Annotated in this window: 22 protein-coding genes and 1 pseudogene; 13 read left to right on the forward strand and 10 right to left on the reverse strand. The window is 73.2% G+C overall.

Annotation, left to right across the window (positions count from 1 at the left end; translation table 11 throughout):
- The first annotated feature begins 38 nt into the window (after positions 1–38).
- The 4 genes from JOD46_RS03070 to JOD46_RS03085 all read left to right on the forward strand — a co-directional run bounded on the left by JOD46_RS03070 (position 39) and on the right by JOD46_RS03085 (position 4,654).
- Positions 39–1,850, forward strand: coding sequence for a circularly permuted type 2 ATP-grasp protein (locus JOD46_RS03070; RefSeq protein WP_204391578.1), 1,812 nt, complete (start codon positions 39–41; stop codon positions 1,848–1,850).
- A complete protein-coding gene (locus tag JOD46_RS03075) occupies positions 1,850–2,779 on the forward strand; it encodes an alpha-E domain-containing protein (protein ID WP_204391580.1) in 930 nt (309 codons plus the stop codon). Before JOD46_RS03070 ends, JOD46_RS03075 begins: the two co-directional genes overlap by 1 nt.
- Positions 2,776–3,621, forward strand: a complete 846-nt coding sequence (locus JOD46_RS03080) for a transglutaminase family protein (protein WP_204391582.1) — start codon at positions 2,776–2,778, stop codon at positions 3,619–3,621. Before JOD46_RS03075 ends, JOD46_RS03080 begins: the two co-directional genes overlap by 4 nt.
- Before the next feature lie 184 nt (positions 3,622–3,805).
- Positions 3,806–4,654, forward strand: coding sequence for an alpha/beta fold hydrolase (locus JOD46_RS03085; RefSeq protein WP_204391583.1), 849 nt, complete (start codon positions 3,806–3,808; stop codon positions 4,652–4,654).
- A gap of 18 nt (positions 4,655–4,672) precedes the next feature.
- Here JOD46_RS03085 and JOD46_RS03090 read toward each other — a convergent pair whose 3' ends face one another.
- Complete coding sequence (locus JOD46_RS03090; protein WP_204391585.1) at positions 4,673–5,296, reverse strand: histidine phosphatase family protein; 624 nt, start codon at positions 5,294–5,296, stop codon at positions 4,673–4,675.
- Positions 5,297–5,399: 103 nt separating this feature from the next.
- Between JOD46_RS03090 and lplAB the strand changes: the two genes are divergently transcribed.
- Both lplAB and JOD46_RS03100 read left to right on the forward strand, forming a co-directional pair.
- Positions 5,400–6,449 carry a lipoate-protein ligase LplAB gene (gene lplAB, locus JOD46_RS03095; protein WP_204391588.1) on the forward strand — a complete coding sequence of 350 codons (1,050 nt, stop codon included), beginning with the start codon at positions 5,400–5,402 and terminating at the stop codon, positions 6,447–6,449.
- A gap of 196 nt (positions 6,450–6,645) precedes the next feature.
- Positions 6,646–6,966, forward strand: a complete 321-nt coding sequence (locus tag JOD46_RS03100; protein ID WP_204391590.1) for a hypothetical protein — start codon at positions 6,646–6,648, stop codon at positions 6,964–6,966.
- A gap of 78 nt (positions 6,967–7,044) precedes the next feature.
- On the opposite strand, the gene JOD46_RS03105 is transcribed toward JOD46_RS03100, so the two are convergent.
- Positions 7,045–7,548: a flavodoxin family protein gene (locus tag JOD46_RS03105; RefSeq protein WP_204391592.1), complete on the reverse strand. Its 504-nt coding sequence runs from the start codon at positions 7,546–7,548 to the stop codon at positions 7,045–7,047.
- Positions 7,549–7,677: 129 nt separating this feature from the next.
- Between JOD46_RS03105 and JOD46_RS03110 the strand changes: the two genes are divergently transcribed.
- Positions 7,678–8,595: a DNA-methyltransferase gene (locus tag JOD46_RS03110; protein ID WP_307834885.1), complete on the forward strand. Its 918-nt coding sequence runs from the start codon at positions 7,678–7,680 to the stop codon at positions 8,593–8,595.
- A 105-nt stretch (positions 8,596–8,700) separates the two neighbouring features.
- On the opposite strand, the pseudogene JOD46_RS18450 reads toward JOD46_RS03110, so the two are convergent.
- From JOD46_RS18450 to JOD46_RS03135, 6 genes and pseudogenes are all read right to left on the reverse strand, one after another.
- A pseudogene (locus tag JOD46_RS18450) lies at positions 8,701–9,603 on the reverse strand (acyltransferase family protein); the annotation flags it as partial.
- A gap of 106 nt (positions 9,604–9,709) precedes the next feature.
- The gene (locus JOD46_RS03115; protein WP_204391594.1) at positions 9,710–10,735 is read right to left on the reverse strand and encodes a LacI family DNA-binding transcriptional regulator; all 1,026 of its coding nucleotides are present in this window, start codon (positions 10,733–10,735) and stop codon (positions 9,710–9,712) included.
- 67 nt (positions 10,736–10,802) lie between these two features.
- Complete coding sequence (locus JOD46_RS03120; protein ID WP_204391596.1) at positions 10,803–12,260, reverse strand: GH1 family beta-glucosidase; 1,458 nt, start codon at positions 12,258–12,260, stop codon at positions 10,803–10,805.
- Entirely contained in the window at positions 12,257–13,189 is a 933-nt protein-coding gene (locus JOD46_RS03125) for a carbohydrate ABC transporter permease (RefSeq protein ID WP_204391598.1), read from the reverse strand. Before JOD46_RS03125 ends, JOD46_RS03120 begins: the two co-directional genes overlap by 4 nt.
- Positions 13,186–14,250: a carbohydrate ABC transporter permease gene (locus JOD46_RS03130; protein WP_204396174.1), complete on the reverse strand. Its 1,065-nt coding sequence runs from the start codon at positions 14,248–14,250 to the stop codon at positions 13,186–13,188. Before JOD46_RS03130 ends, JOD46_RS03125 begins: the two co-directional genes overlap by 4 nt.
- A 128-nt stretch (positions 14,251–14,378) precedes the next feature.
- Positions 14,379–15,656, reverse strand: coding sequence for an ABC transporter substrate-binding protein (locus JOD46_RS03135; RefSeq protein WP_443588111.1), 1,278 nt, complete (start codon positions 15,654–15,656; stop codon positions 14,379–14,381).
- Positions 15,657–15,902: 246 nt separating this feature from the next.
- Here JOD46_RS03135 and JOD46_RS03140 point away from each other — a divergent pair, with 246 nt between their 5' ends.
- The 6 genes from JOD46_RS03140 to JOD46_RS03165 all read left to right on the forward strand — a co-directional run bounded on the left by JOD46_RS03140 (position 15,903) and on the right by JOD46_RS03165 (position 23,919).
- Positions 15,903–16,604, forward strand: coding sequence for an amidase domain-containing protein (locus JOD46_RS03140; RefSeq protein ID WP_204391602.1), 702 nt, complete (start codon positions 15,903–15,905; stop codon positions 16,602–16,604).
- Complete coding sequence (locus JOD46_RS03145; protein WP_204396182.1) at positions 16,604–17,413, forward strand: M15 family metallopeptidase; 810 nt, start codon at positions 16,604–16,606, stop codon at positions 17,411–17,413. The genes JOD46_RS03140 and JOD46_RS03145 overlap by 1 nt, the downstream gene beginning before the upstream one ends.
- Positions 17,414–17,448: 35 nt before the next feature.
- On the forward strand, positions 17,449–18,723 hold the full coding sequence (locus JOD46_RS03150) for an MFS transporter (protein WP_204391604.1): 1,275 nt from the start codon (positions 17,449–17,451) through the stop codon (positions 18,721–18,723).
- A gap of 129 nt (positions 18,724–18,852) precedes the next feature.
- Complete coding sequence (locus tag JOD46_RS03155) at positions 18,853–20,298, forward strand: amidase domain-containing protein (protein WP_204391605.1); 1,446 nt, start codon at positions 18,853–18,855, stop codon at positions 20,296–20,298.
- A gap of 136 nt (positions 20,299–20,434) precedes the next feature.
- Positions 20,435–22,600 (forward strand): glycosyltransferase, encoded by a 2,166-nt coding sequence (locus JOD46_RS03160; RefSeq protein ID WP_204391607.1) that lies wholly within the window; start codon positions 20,435–20,437, stop codon positions 22,598–22,600.
- Entirely contained in the window at positions 22,597–23,919 is a 1,323-nt protein-coding gene (locus JOD46_RS03165) for a nucleotide disphospho-sugar-binding domain-containing protein (RefSeq protein WP_204391609.1), read from the forward strand. Before JOD46_RS03160 ends, JOD46_RS03165 begins: the two co-directional genes overlap by 4 nt.
- Before the next feature lie 45 nt (positions 23,920–23,964).
- Here the strand turns inward: JOD46_RS03165 and pgm are convergent, their stop codons facing one another.
- Complete coding sequence (pgm, locus tag JOD46_RS03170) at positions 23,965–25,596, reverse strand: phosphoglucomutase (alpha-D-glucose-1,6-bisphosphate-dependent) (RefSeq protein ID WP_204391610.1); 1,632 nt, start codon at positions 25,594–25,596, stop codon at positions 23,965–23,967.
- A 47-nt stretch (positions 25,597–25,643) separates the two neighbouring features.
- Entirely contained in the window at positions 25,644–26,933 is a 1,290-nt protein-coding gene (locus tag JOD46_RS03175) for a DUF445 domain-containing protein (protein WP_204391611.1), read from the reverse strand.
- Between the last annotated feature and the right edge of the window lie 21 nt (positions 26,934–26,954).

The raw sequence follows: 26,954 nt of genomic DNA on the forward strand, positions 1-26,954 counted from the left end.
GAAACACCTCCGAAACGCCCGGCTGGAACGCTCTCGGCATGGGCAGCCTCTTCGACGGATACGCGGCGACCCGATCGCGTCGGCGCACCAGCGCGCGCCCGTGGGACGAGATGTTCCCCACCGGAGCGAGAGCCGTGCGCGAGCCGTACCGCGAGCTCTACCCGGCCCTCGCGCGCATGACGCAGGACGAGCTGCGGGGCCGGACCGACGCGCTCGCGAGCTCGTACCTCGCGCAGGGCGTCACCTTCGACTTCGCGGGGGAGGAGCGGCCGTTCCCGCTCGACGCCGTCCCGCGCGTCATCTCGTCGTCCGAGTGGAACGTCGTCGAGGCGGGCGTCGCGCAGCGCGTCCGCGCGCTCGAACGGTTCCTCGGCGACGTGTACGGACCGCAGGCCGCGGTGCGCGACGGCGTCATCCCGGCCGCGCTGATCAGCTCGTCCACGCACTTCCACCGCCAGGCGGCCGGCATCGTGAGCGCGAACGGCGTGCGCATCCACGTCGCGGGCATCGACGTCATCCGCGACGAGGTCGGCGCCTGGCGCGTGCTCGAGGACAACGTGCGCGTGCCGAGCGGCGTGAGCTACGTGATCTCCAACCGCCGGGTCATGGCCCAGACGCTGCCCGAGCTGTTCACCTCGATGCGCGTGCGCCCCGTCGGCGACTACCCGAACCGGCTGCTGCAGGCGCTGCGCGCGAGCGCGCCCGAGGGCGTGGACGACCCGACCGTCGTGGTGCTCACGCCCGGCGTCCACAACTCGGCGTACTACGAGCACACGCTGCTCGCCCGACTCATGGGCGTCGAGCTCGTCGAGGGCCGCGACCTGTTCTGCTCGGGCGGCCGCGTGTGGATGCGCACGACGGCCGGGCCGACCCGCGTCGACGTCGTCTACCGCCGAGTCGACGACGAGTTCCTCGATCCGCAGCAGTTCCGGCCCGACTCGGTGCTCGGCGCGCCGGGCCTCATGCTCGCGGCCCGCCTCGGGCACGTCACGATCGCGAACGCGGTCGGCAACGGCGTCGCCGACGACAAGCTCGTCTACACGTACGTGCCCGACCTCATCCGCTACTACCTCGGGGAGGAGCCGATCCTGCCGAACGTCGACACGTGGCGGCTCGAGGAGCCCGAGGCGCTCGCCGAGGTGCTCGACCGCCTCGACGAGCTCGTCGTGAAGCCCGTCGACGGGTCGGGCGGCAAGGGCCTGGTGGTGGGGCCGGATGCCTCGCGGTCGACGCTCGCGGAACTGCGCGGGCGCCTGCGCAAGGACCCGCGCGGCTGGATCGCCCAGCCCGTCGTGCAGCTCTCGACCATCCCGACGCTGGTCGAGGACGGCATGCGCCCGCGGCACGCCGACCTGCGCCCGTTCGCGGTCAACGACGGGACCGACGTGTGGGTGCTGCCGGGCGGGCTCACCCGGGTCGCCCTGCCCGAGGGCCAGCTCGTCGTGAACTCCAGCCAGGGCGGCGGGTCGAAGGACACCTGGGTGCTGGATGACGCGAACGTGACGGGTCCCATCGTGGGGCTCGTGCCCGCGCGCCGGCCGGGCGGGGTCGGGGGAGTGGTCGCCGACCAGGCGACGTCGGCCGCGACGGCGACGCCGGCCGTGACGCCGACCGCGTCCACGCCCGTCGTCGAGGCCGAGCAGGTGGCTCCGCACCGCGGCCACCGCCCGGAGTCGTCGCCGCAGGACGAGGACGCGCCCGTGCGCCAACAGCAGCAACAGCAGCAGCAACGACGGATGCGCGGGTCGAGGAGGGCGCGCAGCGCCCGTCTCGAGACCCTGTCCCACGACGGGTCTCGAGACGCCGACTCCGTCGGCTCCTCGACCACCACCGACGAGGAGGTGCGCTGATGCTGAGCCGCATCGCCGAGTCGCTCTTCTGGATCGGCCGCTACATCGAGCGCAGCGACGGCACCGCGCGCATCCTCGACGTGCACCTGCAGCTCCTCCTCGAGGACCCGTGGATCGACGAGGACACCGCCTGCCGGGCGCTGCTCTCGGTGATGGGCAGCGAGCCGCGCGGCGACGGCCCGCTCGGCCGCCACGACGTGATCGCGCTGCTCGCGGTCGACCCGTCCCATCCGGCCTCGATCGCGCACTCGATCACCGCCGCGCGCGAGAACGCCCGCCGGGCGCGCGAGATCGTGTCGACCGAGCTGTGGGAGGCCCTCAATCACACGAACGCGCGCATGCCGCGGTACGTGGCATCCGACAAGACCCACGAGTTCTTCCGCTGGGTGCGCGATCGTGCGGCGCTCGCGCTCGGCGTCGTCGACTCGGCGACGAGCCGCGACGAGGCGTGGCACTTCTTCAACCTCGGCCGCGCGATCGAACGCGCCGACATGACCGCGCGCCTGCTGGCCACGCGGTCGCTCACCGAGGCGAGCGGCCCGAGCTGGACCACCATCCTCCGCAGCTGCGGCGGGTACGAGGCGTACCTGCGCAGCTACCGCGGCGTCCCGTCGACGCAGTCGGCGGCCGAGTTCCTGCTGCTCGACCGGCTGTTCCCGCGCTCGATCATCTCGAGCGTCATCCGCGCCGAGGAGTCGCTGCGCGAGATCGACCCCCGCGCGGGCCGGGTCGGCGTGACCGACCAGGCGCAGCGGCTGCTCGGCCAGATCCGCTCCGAGCTCGAGTACCGGCCGATCGCCGAGATCCTCCACGATGTCGCGGGCCATATGGAGCACGTGCAGGAGGTCGTCTCGGCGGCGAGCGACGCGATCCGCCACCGCTACTTCCCGGCGAGCGTCGTGCCCGTCTGGATCGGGGAGGTCTCGTGAGCCGCCTGCGCATCGTGCATCGCACCGGGTTCGACTACGCCGAGCCCGCGACGGCGTCGTACAACGAGGCGCGCATGCTGCCGCACTCGGGTGGCGAGCAGTTCGTGCTGCACGCCGCGCTCGACATCCGTCCGGGTGCGACGCAGCACGCCTACCTCGACTACTGGGGCACGCGCGTGTCGACGTTCGAGGTGCTGACCCCGCACCGCGAGCTCTCGGTCACCGCGACGAGCGTCGTCGAGGTGCGCCCGCTGCCCGGCCGCCGACCGGAGCCGACCTGGGCCGAGCTCGCCGCCATCCGCACCTCGAGCGTGCCGTTCGTCGAGTTCACCACCCAGACGGATGCCACGCAGCCGCCGCCCGAGGTCGCCGCGCTCGCCGCGGAGATCGCCGCCGAGGGGATGCCCGTCGGCGAGACCGCGCTCGAGATCTCGCGCGCGATCGGCGACGCGGTCGAGTACGTCACGGGCGTCACGGGCGTGAACTCGACGGCCCGCGAGGCGTGGGCCGAGCGCAAGGGCGTGTGCCAGGACATGGCGCACCTCGCGATCGGGGCGCTGCGCTCGGTCGGCATCCCCGCACGGTACGCGTCGGGCTACCTCCATCCCGATCGCGAGGCCCCGGTCGGCGTGACCGTCACGGGCGAGTCGCACGCGTGGGTCGAGTGGTTCGCCGGCTCGTGGCGCGGCTACGACCCGACCAACCTCGCCGAGGTCGGCGAGCTGCACGTGCTCGTGGGCCGCGGCCGCGATTACGGCGACGTGCCGCCGCTGCGCGGGGTGTACGCGGGCCCCGGCGCATCCGAGCTCTTCGTCTCGGTCGAGGTGACCCGCGAGGCCTGAGCGGATGTCGCGTGGCGCGCACTGCTCGGCCCCCGAGCGCGTGCACATCCGACGAGCGCAATTGCTTGCCCGAACACGATGGTCGGATGTACACGCGCTCGCGGGGATGAGGCGAGGAGAAGTCCGTGCGCGGTGGAGGGCGCGTGCGGTCCGGCGTCGTCCCGCTGGGTGACAGGATGAGCGCATGCCGACGTTCACCGACCCGCACGGGGTGCGCATCCACTACGAGCACTGGCGCGTGCCGGAGCCGACCGCGGTCGTGCAGCTCGTGCACGGCGTCGGCGAGCACATCGGACGGTACGGCGAGCTCGTCGCCGCGCTCAACGAGGCGGGCTACTCGGTCTGGGCCGACGACCACCGCGGCCACGGCCAGACCGGGTTCGAGCAGCACGGCGGGAACCTCGACCGGATGGGACGGCTCGGGCCGGGCGGCCTGCGCGCCGCCATCGACGACGTGCACCGGTTCACCCGCGTCATCCGCGCGACCGAGGGCGAGAGCGTGCCGCTCGTGCTGCTCGGCCACTCGTGGGGATCGCTCATGGCGCAGATCATCGTGAACCGGTTCGCCGAGGACTACGACGCGGTCGTGCTCACCGGCACCGCGTACCGGTTGCCTCCCCACATGGACTCCGGCGACCTCAATCGCCGCCACAAGCACCTCGGCACGACGGGGCTCGAGTGGCTCTCGCGCGACCCCGCCGTGGCCGAGGCGTTCGCGAAGGATCCGTACACGACCGCGGTGCCGCTGCAGCAGTTGTTCGGGCTGATCGAGTCGGCGCGGCTCCTCGGCCGCCCCGCGAGGAACCTGCCCGCCGAGCTGCCGCTGCTCATCATGGTCGGCTCCGACGACACGCTGGGCGGCGAGCAGAGCGCGGTCAAGCTCGCGAACGCGTACGCGCGTCGCTCGGGCCTCGCCGACGTGACCCTCGTGGTCTACCCGGGAGCCCGGCACGAGGTCTTCAACGAGACCAACCGCGAGGAGGTCCGGTCCGACCTCGTGCGCTGGCTCGACGAGCGGTTCGCGGTCGACTGAGCCGGATGCCCGCGCCGGTCAGTACGCCCGCGGCGGCACGTTGAACCCGAGCAGCCGGGCCTGCCGGCGCCCCTCGAGCTCCTCGAAGCGCACCTCGGTCAGCGCGCAGTTCTCGACGGCGGGGAGCAGGTCGCGGTAGCGGTCGGGATCGATGCCGAGCAGTTCGCAGAGCACGAGCCGCATGAGGGTCGCGTGCGTGACCACGAGCACTCGGCCGTGCGGGAACTCGTCGACGAGCTCGAGCAGCGCCGGCAGCGCGCGAGCGGCGCCCTCCACGCCCGACTCGCCCGCGGGCATCGGCTGGCGGGCCGGATGGCGCTGGAAGGCCAGCCACTCGGCCGGCATCCGCTCGTCGAGCTCGGCGGGAGTGAGCCCCTCGCCCGACCCGAAGTCGATCTCCACGAGGCGGGGCTCGATGCGCACGTCGAGCCCCGTGGCATCCGCCGCCGGCTTCGCCGTGAGCCGAGCCCGCTGCAGCGGCGATGCCACGATCGCCGACAGGCGTGCGCGCGGCGCCCACGCGCCGAGCTCGTCGGCCTGCACGAGTCCGTGGTCGGTGAGCGCGACGTCGGACGAGCCGGCGTAGCGGTGCTCGGCGTGCCAGACGGTCTCGCCGTGGCGTGCCAGGAACAGCGTGGTCATCGCGCACCCCCGTGGTCTCGTCGTGCCCGCGAGCCGGTCGTCCGGCGGGGCGGGGCACCACTGGGCCGAGCCTACGCCGCGCCGCATCCGTAGGCTGGGGTCCATGCACGGTGAGTACAAGGTCCCCGGCGGCAAGCTCGTGGTCGTCGACTTCGACGTCGAAGGCGGCGCCATCCGCAACGTGCGCGTCGCGGGCGACTTCTTCCTCGAACCCGACGAGGCGCTCGACGACATCAACGCGGCGATCGAGGGCCTGCCCGCGGCATCCGACGCCAAGCAGATCGCCGCGGCGATCACCAAGGGGCTCCGCGCCGACGCCGTCATGCTCGGCTTCTCGGCCGAGGCGGTGGCCGTCGCCGTGCGCCGGGCGCTGACCGATGCCACGACCTGGGCCGACTACGAGTGGGAGATCGTGCACGACCCCGCCGTGCCGCCCCGCCTCCACCTCGCGCTCGACGAGGTGCTCGCGACGCGCGTCGGCGAGGGTCGCCGCAAGCCCACGCTGCGCTTCTGGGAGTGGGAGGAGTCGGCCGTCGTCATCGGCTCGTTCCAGTCGGTCAAGAACGAGGTCGACCCGGATGGCGCGGCCCGCTACGGCTTCGACGTCGTGCGGCGCATCTCGGGCGGCGGCGCGATGATGATGGAGAAGGGCAACGTCGTCACGTACTCGCTCTACGTGCCGGCCGAGCTCGTGCAGGGCATGAGCTTCGCCGACTCGTACGCGTTCCTCGACGACTGGGTGCTGCAGGGGCTGCGCTCGCTCGGGATCGACGCGACGTACCAGCCGCTCAACGACATCGCGAGCCCGGCCGGCAAGATCGGCGGCGCCGCGCAGAAGCGCCTCGGCTCGGGCGGAGTGCTGCATCACGTGACGATGGCGTACGACCTCGATAACGCGAAGATGCTCGAGGTGCTGCGCATCGGCCGCGAGAAGATCAGCGACAAGGGCATCGCGTCGGCGGCCAAGCGCGTCGACCCGCTGCGCTCGCAGACGGGCCTCCCTCGCGCCGAGGTCATCGAGCGGCTCAAGGAGACGTTCGCCGACCTGTACGGTGCGACGCCGGGCGAGGTGACGCCCGACGAGCTCGCCGAGGCCGAGGCGCTCGTCGCCTCGAAGTTCGCGACGCCCGACTGGCTGAACCGCGTGCCCTGACCCGCGCCTCGCGGGCCCGGCCCCCTCGCCCTGTCTCGTCCAGAACGGCGGATATACGATCCGGCGCGCCGCTGGAAGGGCCGAGATGACGGGGTGGCGGATCGTATATCCGCTGAAATGAACCGGCGAGGGGCGCGGGGCGGTCGCTGGGGAAGCCCTGAACGTGAGCCGACGTCGGTCCGTCTAGAATCGCCGGGTGGACTGGTGGATGATCCTCCTCATCGGAGGCGCGGTGATCGCGCTCGGCGCGCTCGCGGTGCGCCTCGGGTGGATCGACCTGTCCGACAAGACCAAGCGCGGCAAGCCGTCGGGCGCCGCGGTCATGATGATCGGCGACGAGGTCTTCGCGCCGCGCAAGTACGAGGCGCAGGTCGAGGTCGACCGCCAGGCCCGCCTGCCGGTGCCGGCGCCCGTCCCCGGCGACGGCGACAAGGGCATCGCCTTCGCGGCGGCCGACGCGGCCGACGACGACCCCGACCGGTTCCGCGGCCGCATCCGGCTCGACGTCGACCGCTGAGCCGCGCGACGGCAGCCCGCGGGCGCCGCGCCGCCGGATGACCCGCCGCCGCGCGATGCGCCGCCGCGCGATGCGCCGCTACGCGTCGATGAGCGTCGCGCCCCAGGCGCGCGCCCGCTCGAGCTCGCCGTCGGCGATCGGCCCGGAGTACCCGTGCACCCCGAACGTCGCGGGCCGGTCGACGGGGCGGAACCCCTTCGCGACGAGCCGCTTGAGCGCCTTCTTCGCCGCCGACCCGGGCAGCCGCGGCGCGACCGTCCGAGTGTCGAACGTGGCGACGGCGACCGCCGAGGCCGGCGGCGCGAGCTGCTCGAGCCACTCGCGGATCCCGCGGGCCGGGATGCGCGTCGCGCCCTGCTGACGGGCCGACTCCCGGGTCGAGCCGGTCGTCATCGAGAACGCGTGCGTCGGGCCGCCGACGACGAGCAGGTCCACCTCGGGGTCGATCGCCGCGGGCGCGTCGGCCGCCTCGACGAGGTCGACCTCGTCGACGCCGGCGCCGGCGCGGAGCCCCTCGGCCACCGCCGCCGCGAGCTCGCCCGTGTTGCCCCAGATCGTCTCGTACACCACCAGTGCGCGCATGGTCCCGTCCCGTCCGCGTCGCGTGCCTCCACCCGTGCGACAGGGTACGGCGACGGAGACGGCGAGCGCGGGACCTTCGGCCGGTCGCGCCGCACGGGCCGACGCGGCATCCGCTGGCAGACTTGACCGGTGGCCGCCGACGAACCCGACCGCGTCATCCACGCCGACAACCTCGACGTGCTGCCGACGCTTCCCGACGGTCGCTTCACGCTCGTCTACCTCGACCCGCCCTTCAACACGGGGCGCAGCCAGGCGCGCCAGGCCACCCGGCACGTGCGGCAGGGCGGGGCGGATGACGCGGGCCCCGTGCCATTCGAGGGCACCGCCGGGGACGCGGGCACGCGCGGCCGGTCGGGCGCCGGCACGATCACGGGCTTCGGCGGCCGGCAGTACGAGCGCATCCGCGGCGACCTGCTCCGCTACGACGACCGGTTCGACGACTACTGGGGCTTCCTCGAGCCGCGGCTCGCGGAGGCGTGGCGGCTCCTCGCCGACGACGGCACGCTCTACCTGCACCTGGACTACCGCGAGGCGCACTACGCGAAGGTGCTGCTCGACGCGCTGTTCGGCCGCGAGTGCTTCCTCAACGAGCTCATCTGGGCGTACGACTACGGCGGCAAGACGAAGCGGCGCTGGCCGACCAAGCACGACACGATCCTCGTGTACGTCAAGGACCCCGAGGCGTACTTCTTCGACTCCGAGGCCGTCGACCGCGAGCCGTACATGGCGCCGGGCCTCGTCACGCCCGAGAAGGTCGAGCGCGGCAAGCTGCCGACCGACGTGTGGTGGCACACGATCGTGTCGCCGACCGGCCGCGAGAAGACGGGCTACCCGACGCAGAAACCCGAGGGCGTGCTGCGGCGGATCGTGCAGGCGTCCAGCCGACCGGGCGATTGGGTGCTCGACGCGTTCGCGGGGTCAGGCACGACCGGCGCGGTGGCCCGCGGGCTCGGGCGCCGCTTCGTGCTCGTCGACGAGCACGCCGACGCGATCGAGGTCATGCGCCGCCGGTTCGCGGATGCCGCGGGCGTGCGCTTCGAGGCCTGACGCGAGCCGTTCGCCCTTGGGGTCCGGCGCGTTCCCGGCCGACGCGCGCTGCCGCGGCACGCCGCACAGGATCGGCGCGAGCGGCGTGACGAGCAGCACCATCGCCGCCGACCACGTCACCACGAGCGCGACCGCGAACGCGAGCCACGGCGCGGCCTCGAGACGCCGCATGACGAGCAGGACGGCGGCGTGCGTGAGTACGACGGCGAAGCCGCAGAGCGCCAGCCGCGACACGAGCGCGCCGGTCCGCTCGGCGGCGCGATCGCCGAGCCGCGAGAGCGCGCGGTCGACGGCGCCGCGCGCGACGAGGATGAGCCCGCACGACACGAGGATCGCCGAGACGACGCTCACGACGGGCGTGCCGAAGTCGCCCTGCTTCAGGTCGAGCGGCGCCGACGCGCCCGACGCGATGAGCACCGCCGCGAGGGCGAGCATCGCCGCGCCGGTGCGCACGGGGCGCGCGAGGTGATCGCGGACGGCGCGGAGCGTACGCCCGGCGACGACGAACACGACGCAGGCCAGGCCTACCGCCGCATCGAGGGGCACATCCGCGAGGGCTCGTCCGGCGATCCCGCCCGCGGCGAGCAGCAGGAGGGCCACGCCCCATTGCCCTGCGAGCGGCATCCGATCGAGCACGGCCGCCCCCGCGACGGCGACGAAGAACGCGGTCACGAACCAGAATGCGGTGAATCCGCGCGGCAGCGCGGTGCCGCCCGCGAGCAGCCGGAGCGGCTGGTCGACGGCGCCCAGCGCGAGCCCGAGGATGAGCAGCCAGGCCGCGTACGGCACCAGGAGGGAGCGCGCGCGTCGCCCGAGGACGGAGCCGAGCCGCGCGGGCCGGCCGGAGCTGAGGTAGCCGCTCAGGACGAAGAAGACCGGCACGTGCCACGTGTACGTCGCGAGCCGCACGGCAGGCTCGAACCACACGTGACCCGCCACCACGGCCACGATCGCGAGGATCCGGACCACGTCGACCGACGCGTCCCGGCGCGCGACCTGCTGCACCATACGGCCTCAGGCTAGGACCGCGACCTCCGAGGCGCGTGGGCGCCGCCTGAGTGCCCGGTGGACGGGCGTGTCGCCGGCCGGCTGCGGTCCTCCCGCGCCCGGCGGCCTAGGCGGAGGAACGGCGCACGAGGTAGGTCGGCATGATGTTGCGGTGCGGCACCTGCTCTCCGGAGAGCAGCCGCAGCAGCAGGTCGGCCATCATGTAGCCCATCTGCTCCGAGGGCTGGTGCACGGTCGTGAGCGGGATCGCCGAGGAGGTCGCCGCGGGGCTGTCGTCGTACCCGACCACGGCGATGTCGCGCGGCACGGACCGGCCGCGCTCGCGCAGCACCGCGAGCGTGCCGGTCGCCATCAGGTCGCTCGCGACGAAGACGCCGTCGAGGTCGGGCACGCGATCGAGCAGGCGGCGCGTCGCGTCGACCGCTCCGGAGACCGAGAAGTCGGCGGTCTCGACGGCGTCGTCGCGGAGCCCCGCGGTCGCCATCGCGCGGCGGAAGCCGGCGAGGCGGTCGACCGCGGCGGGCATGTCGAGCGGGCCCGTGATCGTGCCGATGCGGCGACGGCCGATCGCGAGGAGGCGCTCGGTCGCGGTCATGCCGCCCTCGAGGTTGTCGACGTCGACGAAGATGTCGTCGTCGCCGATGTTCGGCGGGCGGCCGCCGAACACCATGGGCATCTCGTGCGCGGCCTCGTGCAGCGAGTGGTCGCCCTCGTGGTGCGACACGACGAGCGCGCCGTCGACGACCCCCGAGCGCAGGTAGCGCAGCGTCTTGCGCGTGGGATCGCTCGTGGACAGCAGCAGGTTGAGCAGGTATTCGCTCGTGTCGAGCCGGCGCGTGATGCCCTGCACGATCGCGGCGAAGTACGGGTCGCCGAAGAACCTCGTCGTGTCCTCGGGCACCACGAGCGCGATCGCCCCCGACGTGCGGCTCGCGAGCGAGCGCGCCGCGCGATTGGGCACGTAGTTGAGCTTCGCGATCGCCGCGTTGACCGCGCGCACGACCTCGGCGGAGACCTTCGGCGACCCGTTCACGACGCGGCTGACGGTCGCGCGGGACACGTTCGCCTCGCGCGCCACCATCTCGAGGGTCGGCGCCGACGGCCGCGCCCCGGACCCGATCGCCCCCTGCATGCTCGTCAGTCTATTTGCGAGCGGCATGGGGCGGGCGGAGCCGGGGGCGTCGGGTCATCGGGCGAGGTCAGCTGGCGGATGCCGCGGGCAGGGCGCGGTCGCGGATGACGCGCTGGTACGCCAGCCCGCTGTCCTTGATCGTGCGCTCCTGCGTGTCGTAGTCGACCCGGACGATGCCGAACCGCTTGTCGTACCCCCACGCCCACTCGAAGTTGTCGAGGATCGACCAGTAGAAGTACCCGTGCACGGGCGTGCCCTCGTCGATCGCGTCGAGGATCGCGCCCAGGTGGCCGAGCAGGAACTCGGTGCGCTCGGCGTCGTGGATGGCGCCGTCCGCCGACACCTCGTCGTCGTACGCCGCGCCGTTCTCGGTCACGAACAGGCGCACGCCCGCCGGACCCGTGTACTCCCGGTGCACGCGGCCGAGCAGCTCGCGCAGCCCGTCGGGCTCGACCTCCCAGCCCATGACGGTCTGCGGGAGGCCCTGCGAGTGGAAGTGCACGCCGTCGGCGGCCGGGAACGGCGACCGGGTGGGCCGCTCGGTCGGCGCTTCGCCGCCGTGCGGCTGCGCGGGCGGGAGGTCGCTGACGAACTCGCCGTGGTAGTAGTTCACGCCGAGGGCGTCGATCGGGGTCGAGATGATCTCGAGGTCGCCCGGCTTGATCGCATCGCGCAGGCCGAGGTGCCCGACATCCGCCAGCAGGTCGCCCGCGTAGTGCCCGCGGAAGATCGGGTCGAGGAAGACCCGGTTGAACTGGCCGTCGATGCGGCGCGCCGCGTCGAGGTCGCCGGGTCGGGTCGGGTCGACGGGCTTGGCGTTGGTGAGGTTCAGCGTGATGCCGAGCTCGAGCGACGCGTCGCGATCGCGGAGCGCCTGCACGGCCAGGCCGTGGCCGAGCATGAGGTGGTGCGCTGCCGCCAGGCCCGCCGCGACGTCCTGGCGCCCCGGGGCGTGCGCGCCCGCCGTGTAGGAGAGGAACGACGAGCACCACGGCTCATTGAGCGTGGTCCAGACCTTCACGCGGTCGCCGAGCGCGTCGTGCATGGTGAGCGCGTAGTCGCGGAACCGGAACGCGGTGTCGCGGTCGGCCCAGCCGCCCCGCTCCTCGAGGGCCTGCGGCAGGTCCCAGTGGTAGAGCGTCAGCCACGGCACGATCCCGGCCCCGAGCAGCTCGTCGACCAGGCGCGAGTAGAAGTCGACGCCCTTCGGGTTCACCTCGCCGCCGTCGGGCCGCACGCGCGCCCACGAGGTCGAGAACCGGTAGGAGTTCAGTCCGAGCTCGCGCATGAGGGCGACGTCGTCGCGGTAGCGGTGGTAGTGGTCGCACGCGACATCCCCGTTGTCGGCGTTGATGACCGCGCCGGGCACGCGGCTGAACGCGTCCCAGATCGAGTCGGTGCGGCCGTCCTCGTTCGCGGCGCCCTCGATCTGGTAGGCGGCTGCGGCGGCGCCGAGCAGGAAGCCGTCGGGGAACCGCCGGACGGCGGCGGCAGTGGGTTCGGGTGCGGGGTGCGTGATGGTCATCCCTTGACGGCTCCTTGCATGATTCCTGAGACGAGCTGCTTGCCCGCGAAGGCGAACAGCAGGAGGAGGGGGATCGTCGACAGCAGCACGCCCGCGAGGACGATCGAGTAGTCGACGAAGTAGTTGGACTGCAGCAGCGAGAGCGCCACCGGCAGGGTCGGGTCGTTGCGGTCGAGCACGATGAACGGCCAGAAGAAGTTGTTCCAGGCCGACACGAACGTGAACAGTCCGAGCATCGCCGCCGCGGGGCGCGCCGCGGGCAGGCCGACCGTGAGGAACGTGCGGAACGAGCTCGCGCCGTCGACCCGTGCGGCCTCGATCAGCTCGTCGGGCACCGACTGCTGGAGGTACTGCGTCATCCAGAACACCCCGAAGGCACTCGTGAGCGCCGGCACGATGATCGCGCCGATGTTGCCCGTCCAGCCCAGGTCCGAGAAGAGGATGTACAGCGGCACGACGCCGAGCTGCGTCGGCACGGCCATCGTCGCGACGACGAACACGAGCAGCCACTTCGACCCGCGGAACCGCAGCTTCGCGAATGCCCAGCCCGCGAGCGTCGAGAAGAAGACGACGGATGCCGCGATGAGCGCCGAGCTGAAGATCGAGTTCCAGAGCGCCCGCCAGAAGTTCACGGCGGGGTCGTTGATGACCGCGGCCGCATTGGAGAGGAAGTTCCCGCCGGGGATCCACGAGAGGTTCTGGTCGCGGATCGTCGCGGCGTCGCCCGAGCCGATCAGGAACGACCAGTAGAAGGGGAAGAGCGCCGAGGCGAGCACGACCCCGAGCGAGGCGTAGACGAACCATCCGGGCCGCGAGCCGCGGATCACCCGCGGCCGGCGCCCACGGCGATCGGGCCGGGTCGTGATGGCCGACGTGAGGGTCGCGTGCTCGCCGAGGGCGACGGCAGTGGTGGGAGTGGGGGCGCTCATCGGGTTGCCTCCGTCGTCGTGGTGGCGGGCTCCGTCGCTGTGCGCGCGGTCGCGAGCTCGGCGCGCGCGGCGCGAGCGGCGGCCCGGCGCTGCCGGGGCGTGAGGTCGGTGCGGCTGCCCTCGTCGCGCACCAGGCGGCGCGTGACGAGCAGGTTGAGGACGCCGATCGCGAGGATGATGAGGAACAGGATCCACGCGAGCGCGGCGGCACGGCCGAAGTTCCACTGCCCCCAGCCGATGTCGTACAGGTAGAGCGTGATCGTCAGCCACTGGGAGTTCGCGCCGCCGACGCCGAACTGGTCGTACATGCGGGGCTCGTCGAAGATCTGCAGGCCGCCGATGGTCGAGGTGATGATCACGAAGATGAGGGTGGGCCGGAGGCTCGGGACCGTGATCGAGAAGAACTGCCGGAACCGGCCCGCGCCGTCGATCGCCGCGGCCTCGTAGTAGTCGCGCGGGATCGCCTGCATCGCGGCGAGGAGGATGAGCGTGTTGTAGCCCGTCCACCGGAAGTTGACCATGGTCGCGATGGCGAGGTGGCTCGCGAACGCGTTGCTGTGCCAGGGCACGGCCGGCAGGCCCAGGCCCGTGAGGAAGGTGTTCACGAGGCCGTACTGGTCGCCGAACATGTTGCTGAAGATCAGCGCGACCGCGACGGGCGCCATGACGTACGGCAGCAGGACGCCCATGCGCCAGAACGTCTTCGCGCGGATGTTCTGGTCGAGCATGGCGGCGATGAAGATCGCGAGCAGCAGCTGCGGCACGCTCGAGAGCAGGAAGATGCTGAAGGTGTTGCGCAGCGCGATCCAGAACTTCGGCTGCGAGAGCACGTAGGCGTACTGGTCGAAGCCGATGAACGTGCCCGTGTTGCGCACGAGGTCCCAGTCCATGAACGAGATCACCGCAGTGTAGGCGATCGGGAACAGGCCGGTGACGAGGAAGAGGATGAAGAAGGGGGAGATGTAGAGGTACGGCGAGAGCTTCAGGTCCCACCGGCTGAGCCGGTGCCCGAAGCCGACGCGCCGGGGCTCGCGCGACCGGCGGGCGGGCGCCTCCGGCAGCGTGTCGGGCGCGGGGGAGGGCGCCGTTGCGGTCGAGGTCACGGTGAGTCCTAACGTTCCGAGCTGGTGGGGGCCGGGCGGACCGGGTGGGACCCGGTCCGCCCGGCGAGGCGGTCAGCCCAGGGGGCTCAGCCGATCGCGTTCACCTCGGAGACCCACTGGTCCCACGAGGCCTGCTTGTCCTGCGTCCCGTCCTCGACGCGGGTCAGCGCCTGCTGCATCGCGTCGTTGATCTGGAAGTAGTACTCGCCCTTGAACGGTGCGACGGTGACGGCGTTGGCGCGGTCCGTGAGGATCTGGCCGACGGGCGCGTTGTTGAAGTACTCGTTCGTGAAGTCGGTCAGCGCGGCGTCCTCGTAGGCGTCGGTCTGGCTCGGGAAGGTGCCCGCGTTCACGAACGCCTTGATCTGCTGCTCGGGCGCGGTCAGCCAGTCGGCGAGCTTCTGCGCCTCCTCGACGTTCTCACCGTTCGCGGGGACGGTCAGGTACGAGCCGCCCCAGTTGCCGCCGCCGTTCGGGAAGACGTTGGCGATGTCCCAGCCGGTGACGTCGGGCGCGTTGCCCGAGATCACCCCGAGCATCCAGCCCGGGCAGAGCATGGTGGCGTAGGCGCCGTTCGACAGGCCCGCGAACCAGTCGTCGCTCCACTGGCCGAGGTGCGCCGACTGCGTGGCGCTGGCGTCGAGGACCTGGTTGTAGAGGTCCTCGACCTCGCCGTTCTCGGTCGCGATGATCTCACCGGACTCCGGGTCCTCGTAGGCGGCCTCGACCTGGTTGATCATGCCCTGGTAGGTGCCGCCGGCCGAGTCGAAGAAGGCCTTGCCGGTCTTGGCCGTGTAGTCGGCGCCGACCTCGAAGTACTTGGCCCAGTCGCCCTCGAGGAGCTTCGCGACCTCCTCGCGGTCGGTCGGGAGGCCGGCCGCGGCGAACAGGTCCGAGCGGTAGCAGACGCCCTCGGGGCCGATGTCGGTGCCGTAGCCGATGAGCCGGCCGTCGGCGTCGGTGGCGGCGTCGACCTTCCAGTCGAGCCAGCGGTCCTTCACGTCGGCGGGCACCTCGGCGAGCAGGTCGGAGTACTGCATGACCTCGGGCAGCCAGTCGACCTCGATCGCCTCGATGTCGGCGAGGCCGGTCTTGCCGAGCTTCTGGAAGTAGTTGGCGCGAGCGTCGTTGGAGGTCGCGGCCTTGTTGTGGACGATCGTGACGTTCGGGTTCTCGTCCATGTACTCCTGGAGGAGCTCGTCGGTGTAGCCGAAGTCGTTGAACGTGGCGATGGTCAGCTCGACCGGGCCGCCGTCGGAGCCGGCGTCCTCGCCCGCGGCGCAGCCGGTGGCGATGAGGGCGAATGAGGCGGCGCCGGCGACCGCCGCGAACGCCTTGGTGCGTCGTGAAAGATTCACGGTCACTCCCTTGTGTGCGTGGATGGGATTACAGGGGCGCTCGAGAGGGCGCGTCGTCTCCTGTGAGAGCGCTCTCACGATGCGGTTCCCGATGCTAGGCACTCGCCTGTGGTTCTGTCAAGAGAGCGCTCTCACATTCCGCGTCACCGCGGCGCGTCGCCCCCATCCCGCGCAGGTTCCATGGGGCGGACGCGGATGAAACGGAGGGCGTGCTCCCGGCGTCCTCGGAGGCGCGGCCCGTACCGTCATCGGGTGCCACGACCTCTCCTCCTCGCCGGGATCGCCGCCGCCATCGCGGTCGGCGCGACCGGGTGCGCGGGCATCCCGCCGCTGCCGCCGCAGGCGTCGATCGGCACCGTGACCCCGGACGCGCGAGGCGAGCGGTCGGACCCCTCCGAGACGCCCGAGGATGCTCCCAGCAGCGACGTCCCCGCACGCGACGCGAGCGACGGGGTCCAGGTCGACGTGGCGACCGACCCCCGTGTCGTCGCACAGGTCGAGTATGTGCTCGAATACTGGTCGGACTACAACGACGAGGAGTGGGGCGTGCTCGAGAAGAACGACTGCGTGAACTTCGCGAGCCAATCGCTCGTGGTGCGCGGCTGGACGCAGTCGGCCGCCTGGCATCACGGCGGCGACCCCTACACCTCGTCGGCATCATGGCGCAGCTCGACCGCGCTGCGCGACTGGCTCGAGACCCGGCCCGACCTCGCGACCGAGCTCGACGACGGCGAGCGCGACCAGGTCCAGCTCGGCGACCTCGTCCAGTTCGACTGGGACGACTCGGGCGACCGCGACCACACCGGCGTCGTGACGCGCATCGAGCGCTCCGACGAGGGCGTGAAGATCTACTTCGCCGGGCACACGCTCGACAGCGACTACCGCGACGTCGACGTCGCGATCACCGAGGAGCATCCCGGAGGGTCGGTGTACTACTGGCGCCTGGCCGCGTGATGGCCCCGGGTCAGCCCGTCTCCGCACGCGTCCGCCGGAACCGGCTCATCGCCGGCGCGATCGTGGCCGCGGTCGTCATCGCCGGTGCCGCGACGACGGCCGTGCTGTTCGCCACGGCCGGCGACGACCCGAGCCCCGCGGCATCCGCATCGCCGACGCCCTCCGCCACGCCGACCCCGCACCGCCCGTCGCCCGTCGCCACGCCCACGCCGACGCCGGTCGCGACCTTCGACACGACCGCCCACTCGATCGACGACCCGATGAGCATCTGGGTCGTCGTCGACAAACTGCGTCCTCTGCAGCCCATGGACTTCGAGCCGCCCGACCTCGTGTCGGTGCCCGTGCCGCACACGTGGGACCCGCTGCTGCGCGCCGAGGCCTCGGACGCCGTCGTCGCCATGTTCGCCGCCGCGAGGAGCGAGGCGGGCCTCTCGCTCGCGTCGAACAGCGCCTACCGCTCGTACGCGGCGCAGCAGAACATCTACGACGGCGACGACGAGCTCACGGCGCGGCCGGGATACAGCGAGCACCAGACGGGGCTCGTCATCGACATCGGACCGGAGTCGGGCACGTGCTCGCTCGACGTGTGCTTCGCGGACACCCCCGAGGGGCAGTGGCTCCGCGACAACGCGCACCGGTTCGGCTTCATCCTGCGCTACCCGGCCGACAAGCAGGCGGTCACCGGGTACCAGTTCGAGCCGTGGCACTTCCGGTACGTCGGCGTCGACCTCGCGGAGGAGATGCACCGGACCGGCGTGACCACGCTCGAGGAGTTCTTCGGGCTGCCGGCGGCCCCGACCTACGGGTAGCTGCGGGTGTCGCCGGTGCGGCGTAGGCTGCCGCGGTGAGCGATGAGACGACCCGGGCCGAGCGGATGGCGCCGCCGCGCGCGCCTCGCCGGGGCGGCCGGCTGCAGCTCGGCCTGCTGATCCTCAACCAGCTGCTGGCCGGGGTGGGTGTCGCGACCGGCATGGCGCTCGCCGCGATCCTGGTCACCGACCTCACGGGCGTCGAGGCGATGGGCGGGCTGTCGCAGTCGTCGAGCGTGCTCGGTGCGGCGATCGCGGCCGTGCCGCTCGCGCGTCTCGCGGTGCGGTCCGGGCGCCACGTCGCGCTCGCGACCGGCTACGCGTGCTCGGCGGCCGGGGCCGTGCTCGTGGTGACGGCCGCCGCGAGCGGATGGATCCCGCTGGTCTTCCTCGGCCTGGCCGCGTTCGGCGCCGGCGCGGCCGCGGGCCTGCAGGCGCGGTTCGCCGCGACCGAGGTCGCGGCGCCCGGATTCGAGGCCCGGTCGATGTCGCTCGTGCTCTGGGCGACGACCATCGGCTCTGTCGCGGGGCCCCTGCTCTCCTCGACCGGCGACGAACTGGGGCGGGCGATCGGCCTGCCCGCACTCGTCGGCCCCTTCGTGCTCTCGGGCGCCGTGTTCGCCGTGGCGACGCTGATCGCCGCCACGGCGCTCCGCCTGCCTCGCGCCGGCCACCTCGAGGCCGACTCGGGCGGCGCCGCCTCGGATGCGCGGATCGGCTCATGGGCGGCGTTCACGGCGGCGTTCGCCGATCGTCGCTCGCGCCTCGCGATCCTCGCGATCGTGTGCTCGCACACGGTCATGGTCGGCGTGATGGTCATGACGCCCGTGCACATGACGGGCCATGGGCTGCCGGTCGCACTGGTGGGCGTGGTGATCAGCATCCACATCCTCGGGATGTACGGCGCGAGCCCCCTCATGGGATGGCTCGCCGACCGGATCGGCGCCACGCGCGTGATCGCGATCGGGGGCGGCATCCTGCTGACGGCGACCGTCCTCGGCATCGTCGCGGGCGACTCGATGGCGATCATCCCGCTCGCGCTCGGGCTGCTCGGCCTCGGCTGGTCGGCGGGCCTCATCGGCGGGTCGACGCTGCTGACGACGACCGTGCCGGCCTCGATGCGCGTGCCGCTGCAGGGCGCGACGGATGCCGCGATGAACATCGCGGCCGCCACGTCGGCCGCGTTCTCGGGGCTCGTGCTCGGACTCGCGGGCTTCGCCGGCGTCAACGTCATCGCCATCCTCGTGCTCGTGCCGCTCGTCGTGGCCGGCGTGATGGTCGCGCGCGCCGGAGTCCGCCCGACCGCCTGATCCCGGCCCGGCTGGGTGGACGGGCGTTCACCGTCCTCCCAGCACCCGCGAGGGATCCTCACAAGCAGGCGTGGTGGGCTGTCGTGTCCCCCGAAATGCCGACATCCGGCCGACCCCCACACCCCTGACGTGCCCAGACACCCCAAGAACTCCCTCCTGCCCTCCTTCCGCCGTTCGACCTTCCGCGCACCCGACCCCGACGCCGTGCGCGCCTTCGACCGCTCCCTGCCCGACGTGCCCGGCGAGTCCGTGGGCGTCCGCGACGGCCGATCGTCGGCGGTCGCCGCCGTCCTCGCGGACCTCGACCTGCCCGACGCGCCCGAGCGTCCCCTCCGGAGGCGGTCGACCGCGCTGCCCATCCCGCGCCACGAGGACCCGCTCGCGCCCGCAGCCGAGCCCGAGGGCGACCTCGCCGGGCCCGCGGACACCGCCCGACCTGCCGAGCTGCCCCCGGCGCCGGCTGTCGTGCGCGACGCCTCGTCGCCCACTCCGCACCCCCGCCACCGTGCCGACCGCATCGGCAACCGGCGCCCGTCGAGCGGCGTCCGCCGGGCCATCCTCGTCGGCTGCGCCGCCGCAATGCTCGGCGGGACGCTCGTGACCGGCGTCACCGTCGCCGGCGCCGACCGCGACGCCGCGGCGGCCGCGTCCGGCGCGCGCGACGACGCGATCCGGGCTGCGGCCTCCGGCGACCCCGAGGGCGACGTGCTCGCCTCTGAGATCGACGCCGTGCGTCCCGTCGTCACCGGCGGCCCGTCCACCGGGGAGGCGCCGTTCACGGGCGGCACCGAGGTCACCGTCGAGGGCCGCAACCTCGACCAGGTCGCGGCCGTGACGGTCGCCGGCGAGCCCGCCCGGGTCGTCGAGGCGACCGCGGAGGCGATCACGTTCGCCGTCCCCGCGGTCGACGACGCGGTGCGCGGCGACGCCGAGGTCGAGCTCACCGACGAGGCGGGCAACCCCGTCGTCGTCGACGCCGCCTCGGTGCCGTCCGCACCGGCGACCGCCGCAGCCGAGCTCATGGGGCCCACGGCCGTGGCGCAGGCGGGCGTCGCCGATGCGATCGGGACGACGGGCGCGCCCCTGACCATCGCCTACACGAGCGACCCCGGCATCGACGCGCAGGTGGCGTACGTGCTCGCGCACTGGTCGTCGTACAACTCCGCGGCCTATCCGGTGCTCGGCGGCGTGGACTGCGCCAACTTCGCGAGCCAGTCGCTCGTCGCGCGCGGCTGGAGCATGGACGGCGCCTGGTACTACGACGCCGGCACGGGGCGGATGTCGCCCGCGTGGTCCAGCTCGACCGCGCTGCGCGACTACCTGCGTACGCAGCCGGCGCGCGCTACCGAGCTGACCGACGCCCACCGCGACCAGGTCAAGGTCGGCGACCTCGCCCAGTTCGACTGGGACGGCTCGGGCGACCGCGACCACACCGCGATCGTCACGCGCGTCGAGCACACCGACCAGGGCACGCGCGTCTGGGTCGGCGGGCACACCAAGGACATCGACTACTGGGACGTCGACGAGGCCCTCGCCTCGGGCGGCGGAACCGTCACGCACTTCTCCCTGCGCTGACCCGCACGCGGGCCGCTCCCAGCGAACTGCCACCGAGCCCGGAGGAACGCCCAACCTTTCCCAGTAGCATCCTGAGCGCATGAGCCGCCGTCGGTGACCCGTCCGGCGGCCCCACGCGACGACCGGGGGAGCCGACATGGGGGTTCAGACCACGCTCGACGCCGTACGGCAGGCACCGACCGTCATCGATGCGATGCGGTTGGCCGACGACCTCGCGTTCGAGGCCGGACGCGACACCGGCGTGCGCACCATCCGGGTGCTCGCCGGCGCCGTGCACGGCGACGACCAGCTCACCGCGATCGCGGCCGTGCATGCGCTGAGCGGCCTGGTCGATCGCGAGGCCGGGCGCCTGCTCGCCGCGCTGCTCTCCGACGACCGCGCGTTCGTGCGCGAGCACGCCGCCTGGGCGCTGGGCGCCGGCCTGCCGAGGTTCGACGCGATGGGGCGGCTGCTCGGGATGGTCGCCGAGGGCGGCTTCTCGGGCATGCTCGCCCAGCGCACGCTCCAGCACTGGAGCGAGGCCGTGCCCGAGGCGCTGCTCGTGGGCGTCGAGGGCGCGCTGCTCGGCATCGTCGACCCGGAGGCCCGCGGCCGGCTCGCCGAGACGCTCGGGCTCATCCACGACCCGGTCGCCGACCGGGCGCTCGCGCGCCTCGCCGCCGACCGGGACGAACCCGACGCCGTGCGCCTCGCGGCCGTCGCCGCGCTCGGCGACCGCTCGCCCGACGACGGGTCGAGCGAGCTCCTGCACGCGCTCGCCTCGTCCGAGGGAGCGCTCGCGGACGCCGCGCGCCTCGCGCTCGTCGACCGCGCCTCGCCCCGTCGAGAGGTCGTCCTGGGCACCGGCGGATGCACGATCGCGCAGCTGTTCCTCCACGCCGACATCGATCCTGAGCTGAGCTCCGCGGGCGCGGGCGACAACGGGGGCATCGCGACCCTCCTCGTGCGCCTCGGCGACGCGCTCGCCGGCGACCGCGATGGCGGCGTCGGCCGCGTCGTCACGCTCTCACGCGGATCCGTGGCCGAGGCCACGGCCGACCTGCTCGCGCTCGAGGCCGAGGGCGGCGACGGCGGCCACGCGTATGCGCGCGTCCCGATGCCGGCCGAGCCGGTGCCGGCCGCCTCGGCGTGGCCGCTGCGCGTCTCGACGCGCCGCGGCATCCGTCGCGTGCTGCGCGCCGCGGGCGGGGTCGACCTCGTGCACCTCCGGATGGCCGACGTGGGCACCCTCGCCGCGTCGGAGGTCGCGCGCGAGCTCGGGATCCCGGTGGTGTTCACGGTCGCCCCGGACCCGCACGCGGTCATCGAGTCGATGGACCGCGCGGGCCGGCTCACGCGCGAGCGGTTCGGCGACGCCGACCACGCCGAGCACTACTGGTTCCGCACGCGCCTCGTGCAGCGGCTCGCGGCGGATGCCGCGCACACCGTGCTGTTCCCGCGTCCGCATCTCCGCGAGGACCTGCGTCGACTGGTCGGGATCGACCTCGACGCGCACGCCGAGCGGCACACCATCGTGCCCGAGGGCGTCGACCTCGTCACGGTCGATGCGGCGCTGGCCGAGGCGTCGGCGCACGCCGACGGCGGCGAGCCCGGGCCGGCGCTCGCCGAGCTTCGCCGGCTGCTCGAGGGCCTCGCGCCGGAGCGCCGCGGCCTGCCGCTCATCCTGACCGCTGGCCGGCTGCACCGCGTGAAGGGCATGGCGGCACTCGTCGAGGCGTGGGCGGGCGGCCCGCTCGCCGAGCGCGCGAACCTGCTCGTCATCGGCGGCGACCTCGCGCGGCCCACGGCCGACGAACGCGAGCAGCTCGACCGCATCGACACCGCGGTCCCACCCGGCGATCGCGCCGCGGCCGGGCTGCTGCTGCCCGGGCACCGCCCGAACGACGTGACCGCGCGCTGGTTCGCGGCCGCGCGGCTGGGTGTGCCGGGGCTCGCCGCGCCCGGCGGCGTGTACGCCTGCGCCAGCCTCAAGGAGGAGTTCGGGCTCGCCCTCCTGGAGGCCATGGCGACCGGACTGTTCGTCGTCGCGCCCGACGGCGGCGGTCCGGCGACCTACGTCGAGCACGGCGTGACCGGCCTGCTCACGGCGACGTGGGAGCCCGACCGGCTCGCCGACGCGCTCGATGCCGCGCTCGCGACCGCGGGAGCCGAGCGCGATGACGCGAGGGCCGAGCGCTCGCGGGCGATGGTGCGCGAGAACTTCACGATCCAGCGGATGGCGCGCTCGCTCGCCGGGGTGTACCGCGGCGTCGCACGCGACGAGGCCGTCCTGTTCGGCCTCACCGCGGAGGCGACGCGATGACGCTGCTCGTGATCAGCCCCGACTACGCGTCGCACCTGCTGCCGCTCGCGACGCTCGCGACCGCGTGGCGCGACCGCGGCGAGCGCGTCGTGGTGGCGTCCGGTCCGGCGACCGCGGGCATCGTCGACGCGTTCGGGCTCGAGCGGCGCGAGCTGCGGCTCGGGCGCGGGTCGAACCCGGGTGTGATCCGCGCCGAGGACCAGCCCGTCGACGAGGGCGCGTCGCTGCGCGGGTTCTTCGCGGCCACGCGCGAGGGCGCCGTGCCCACGCTGCGCTACCAGGCCGCCGAGCGGCTGACCGACCTCATGTGGGAGCCCGTGCAGTCGGCGCGGGCGACCCAGCGGATCGTCGAGGAGGTGCGCCCCGACGAGGTGCTCGTCGACCACCTCGCGTTCAACGCGAGGCTCGGGCTCGCCACGGCGGGCGTGCCCTACGGCGACGTGGTGCTGGGCCATCCGAGCGCGCTGCCCGTCGGTGACGAGGTGTACGGCCTGCCGCCCGAGTGGCCCAGCGCCGTCCGGCCCGACCCCGACGAACTCGCCGACCTGCGCGCCCTGTGCGAACGCGTCTCGAACCGGTTCGCGGACGAGTGGAACCGGGCCGCGCGCGAGCTCGACCCGGCGTTCCCGACGACCGCCGACGCGTTCGCCGAGCACGGGCCGCTCGTGCTGTACAACTCGCCGTCCGAGCTCGCCGACCCGGCGCGCGGCCCGCTCCTGCCGCCCCACCGGTTCCTCGGCTCGGCCCTCCGCGAGGAGCCCGAGGACCGGGAGATCGCGGACTGGAGCGAGACCGCCGGGCGGTTCGTCTACGTGAGCTTCGGCAGCTTCCTCTCGGTCCGCGCCGACGTGCTCCGCCGTGTCGCGGACGCGCTGCGCTCGCTCGGCCTGCGGGCCGCGATCGCGACCGGCTCCGCCGATCCGGGCGAGCTCGGCGAGCTGCCGGGGGACTGGCTCGTGCGCCCGTACCTGCCGCAGGTGCGGTTGTTGCGCGCAGCCTCGGCCGCCGTCACGCACGGCGGCAACAACTCGGTGACCGAAGCGCTCGGATGCGGCGTCCCGCTGGTCGTGCTCCCGTTCTCGACCGACCAGTTCGCGGGCGCCGCGGCCATCGAGCGCAGCGGCATGGGGGTCGCGCTCGACCCGAACGCCGCCGCGGCGGGCGACCTCGCCGACGCGCTCGCGCGCGTGCTCGACCTCGACCGCGAGGCGCGCGACCGGCTCGACGCGCTCGCGGCGCGCCAGGCGGCTCGTCCCGGTCCGGAGGTCGCGTTCGAGGCGCTCGCCGAGCAGCCCGAGGCGGCCGAGCGCGCGAGCTGACGGCGCGGTCGCCCGTCGCCGCGCGCCGCCCGCGGGCCGCGAGCCCTACGCCGACGCGAGCGCCGCGTCGACGATCCGCTTGGCCTCGGCCTGCACCTCCGCGAGGTGCTCCGGGCCCTTGAACGACTCGGCGTAGATCTTGTAGACGTCCTCGGTGCCGCTCGGTCGCGCCGCGAACCACGCGTGCTCGGTCGCGACCTTCACGCCGCCCACCGCCGCGCCGTTGCCGGGCGCCGACGACAGCTTCGCGACGATCGGCTCGCCCGCGAGCTCGGTCGCCGCGATCGCGTCGCCGTCGAGCTTGCCGAGTGCGGCCTTCTGGGCGGCGGAGGCCGCGGCATCCGTGCGCTCGTAGGCGGGGTCGCCGAAGCGCGCGACGAGCTCGGCGTACAGCTGCGACGGGCTCTTCCCGGTGACCGCGCGGATCTCGGACGCGAGCAGGCAGAGCAGGATGCCGTCCTTGTCGGTGGTCCACACCGTGCCGTCCTTGCGGAGGAACGACGCGCCCGCGCTCTCCTCGCCGCCGAACGCGACCGAGCCGTCGATGAGGCCGGGCACGAACCACTTGAACCCGACCGGGACCTCGACGAGCTTCCGGCCGAGCGACTCGGCGACGCGGTCGATCATCGAGCTCGACACGAGGGTCTTGCCGATCGCGGCATCCGCCGGCCAGTCGGGCCGGTGCGTGTACAGGTACTCGATCGCGACCGCGAGGTAGTGGTTCGAGTTCATCAGGCCGCCGTCGGGCGTCACGATGCCGTGCCGGTCGGCGTCGGCGTCGTTGCCCGTGAGGATGTCGAAGCGGTCGCGGTTCGCGAGTACCGAGGCCATCGCGTTGGGGCTCGACGGGTCCATCCGGATCTTGCCGTCCCAGTCGAGGGTCATGAACGCCCAGCGCGTGTCGACCTTCTCATTCACGACCTCGAGGTCGATGCCGTACCGGTCGCGGATGGCGCCCCAGTAGCCGACCGACGCGCCGCCGAGCGGGTCGGCGCCGATCCGGATGCCGCTGCGCTTGATCGCGTCGAAGTCGATGATCTGCGCGAGGTCCTCGACGTACGAGCCGCGGAAGTCGTACGTCTCGACCGCCGACGGCTCGGCCTGGTTCACGCCGCGCAGTCCGTCGGCGATGAGCTCGTTGGCGCGGTTCGCGATCCAGCTCGTCGCGTCGGAGTCGGCCGGGCCGCCGTGCGGCGGGTTGTACTTGAACCCGCCGTCCTGCGGCGGGTTGTGGCTGGGCGTCACGACGATGCCGTCGGCCTGCCCCTCGGCACGCTTCGCGGGGTCGTTGTTCCACTTCAGGATGGCGTGGCTGAGCGCCGGCGTCGGCACGTAGTCGTCGTACTCGTCGGCGAGCACGCGCACGCCGTTCGCGACGAGCACGTCGAGCGCCGTGGTCTGCGCCGGGCCGCTCAGCGCGTGCGTGTCGGCGCCGATGAACAGCGGGCCCGTGATGCCCTGGCTCGTGCGGTACTCGACGATCGCCTGCGTGATGGCCAGGATGTGGTCCTCGTTGAACGCCGTGTTCAGCGACGAGCCCCGGTGGCCCGACGTGCCGAACACCACGCGCTGCTCGGGGATCGAGACATCCGGATGCAGGTCGTAGTACGCCCGGAGCAGGGCCTCCACGTCGATCAGGTCGGATTCGGTCGCCGGGGTGCCCGCTCGCTCGTGCATCCCCCCAGTCTGCCCCTCCGCCGAGCCGGACGACACCCCCGTGACGATCAGGCGAGCGACTGCACCGCGGTCGCGATCGCGTGGATCGCGAGGCCCGCGAGTGCGCCCACGACCGTGCCGTTGATGCGGATGTACTGGAGGTCGCGCCCGACCTGCAGCTCGATCTTCTCGGTGGTCTCGCTGGGGTCCCACCGCTCGACGGTCTCGGTGATCACGCCCGCGATCTCATGGCGGTACTTGCCGACGACGTAGGCCGCGGCATCCGTCACCCACAGGTCGACCTTGGCGGCGAGTTCGGGGTCGGTCGCGAGGCGCGCACCCACCTCGACGAGGCCCGACCGCAGGCCCGCGCGCAGCTCGCTGGCCGGATCCTCGAGCGACGCGGCGAGCGAGACCTTCACGGAGTCCCAGACCTCGCCCGCGAACTCGCGCAGCCGCGGGCTGTCGGCGAGGTCGGCCTTGAGCTTCTCGACCCGGGCGATCATCCCGGGGTCGTGCTGCAGGTCGTCGGCGAGCTCGGCGAGCCACTGGTCGATGGCCTCGCGCAGCGGATGGTGCGGATCCTCGCGCACCGCGCGGGCGAACGCGAGCACCTCGCGGTACGCGCGGTCGTCGACGAGTCCGCCGACGAAGCCCGGCACCCACCTCGGCAGCCGGCTCGAGACCATGCTGCCGAACGACTCGGGGTGGTCGGCCAGCCACGACTCGGCGCGCTCGAGCACGGCGTCGACCGCGGCGCGCTGCTGGTCGGCCGCGACGAGGCGCGCACCGACGCGCCCGATCGCGGGACCCCACTCGGGTTGGAGCAGGTGCCGCCGTGCGAGCTGTTCGATCACCGTCGCGACGTCCTCGTCGGCCAGCAGGGTGAGGATGCCGCGCCCCGCCACCGAGACCTCGTGCGTGACGCGCTCGGCGTTGGCGGGCTCGCGCAGCCACTCGCCGAGGCGCCGGGCGACGCCCATCGAGCGCAGCTTGTCGCCGACCACCGCGTCGGAGAGGAACTCGTCCTCGACGAACGCGCCGAGCGCGGCGCCGATCTCGTCCTTCCGACGGGGGATGATCGCCGTGTGGGGGATCGGGAGCCCCATCGGATGGCGGAACAGCGCCGTCACCGCGAACCAGTCCGCGAGCGCGCCGACCATCGCGCCCTCGGCCGCGGCGCGCACGAAGCCCATCCACGCGATCTCGTCCTGCAGCGGGAACGCGACCGCGAACACGGCGGCCGCCACGAGCAGCAGGCTCGTCGCGAGCCGCTTCATGCGGCGAAGGGCCACGCGGCGCTCCTCGTCGGTCGGCACCGTGCGGCGCCGGGTCGCGGCATCCGTCGTCTCGGTCATGCGGGCACCCCCTGCATGCGA

Source organism: Agromyces aurantiacus (assembly GCF_016907355.1).
In the GTDB taxonomy this organism is placed as follows: Bacteria; Actinomycetota; Actinomycetes; order Actinomycetales; family Microbacteriaceae; genus Agromyces; species Agromyces aurantiacus.